Source organism: Hydrangea phyllody phytoplasma, assembly GCF_036985185.1.
In the GTDB taxonomy this organism is placed as follows: domain Bacteria; phylum Bacillota_I; class Bacilli_A; order Acholeplasmatales; family Acholeplasmataceae; genus Phytoplasma; species Phytoplasma asteris.
Genome location: NZ_BSDA01000018.1, coordinates 1 through 1,493, shown reverse-complemented (window position 1 = coordinate 1,493; position 1,493 = coordinate 1). Strand labels below are relative to the sequence as shown.

Here is a 1,493-nt window from a genome sequence, read left to right as displayed (position 1 = left end):
CGGTTTTCTTTTTTATTAATTTTTAATCTATCAATTTCTTGTTTTTTTTCATCTAGTAATTTTTGTAGTTCTTGTTGTTGTGGTTTTAAATTTTCTATTTGAGGTTGAATAGAATTTAAGTGAGATTGGTGTTCGTCACATGTTTTTTGGTATTGGTTAATAACACTTTTTTCTTCATTTAAAAGACCTAAGCTCAATTTCCAACTATTTTTTAGTTTATTTATTTCTTCTTGTTCTCTTTCTGATAGATCTGATGGTAATTTAGAAGTGTCAGTAGGTTCGGTAAAAAGATAAGTTTTAATTTGTTCTAAACGAGCAGCAGTGGTTTTAATTTTCGGTTGGGGTGGTTTTTCCGTAGAGCGTTTAGATCTGGAAGGAGTTGGGGTGGTTTCAGGTTCTAAGGAATCTTTTTTTGGAGTTTGTCCTAAAGGAGAAAAAGAATTTTTTTCGTTTTTATAATCATTAAATCCTTGGTGAATGCCTATGATAATTGCTATTCCAAAAAGTAAAATGATAATAATAGTTACTAAATGTTTTTGAAAAAAGTTGGGTTGCTTCATAATTTATTTACCTTTCTTGATAATGGCTATAATTGATCATATAACCTATCACCATTATACAATTTTATTAATAAAATAATTATTTATTTGGAATCATAACCATTTCAGGTATTTTACCAACTCGTCTAGCTTGAATGCGTTGTTGAGCGCGAGCGTAACTTGGATTTTTTTGTTTTAATTGGTCTTTTAAAACATTACACTCTTCTTTTTTAGTTTCATATTCTTCTTCTAAGTTGGTCTTTTTATCACATAATTTGCGATTAGCTGAAACTTCAGATAATTTTTCATTCAATTCATCGATGGTTTTAGCATATTCATCAATAACTGACTGTTCTTGTTTTTTTACGTCTTGAACTGCTTTTAAAGATTGACCTAATTCTTTTTCTAAATTATCTTCATTTTGTCGGAGTTTATAACCACCTAATTTAGTTTCGTAATCTTTGTAGTCAGCGTCGAGTTTGCCTAATTCACGGTTAATATCTTGAGTATACATTTCTAAAGCTTCTTTGGTAATCATTGGTGGATGTTCTTTGTTTTCATTAGCTACTTCATTATACATGTGCCATAAACGGTGGCCTTCGTGAAGAACTAAAGTAGTTTTTGACATACCTTGGGCGAAGCTACGTGTAAAAGTAGCTGTTTTGCCTATAATTTTCATACCATATTTAGAAGGGACTAAGTCGGTAACTTTATCAAAAGCTTTAAAACCCCATTTGACAATATTTCCCAGTGATGCTTCATTTTCTTTTTCATAAGTTAGCGCACGATTATACATTTCTTCATATTTTAACTTTAAGTCTTTGTATAAATCTCGTTCAGTTTCTATTGCTTTTAATTTTTCTTTGACTGCATCAATTTCTTTTTGGATTTCATCACGGCGTTCTTCAACTGATTTGATTTGGTTAAATAATTTTTTATCTCCTTCAGTTAAAT

1 protein-coding gene and 1 pseudogene are annotated in these 1,493 nt (G+C 29.9%); both read right to left on the bottom strand.

What is annotated here, in order from left to right; all coding sequences use genetic code 11:
* On the bottom strand, positions 1 to 560 hold a 560-nt coding region (locus AACP42_RS03005; RefSeq protein WP_339332583.1), incomplete at its 3' end, for a hypothetical protein.
* Positions 561 to 639: 79 nt separating this feature from the next.
* A pseudogene (locus AACP42_RS03000) lies at positions 640 to 1,493 on the bottom strand (DNA double-strand break repair protein Rad50); the annotation flags it as partial.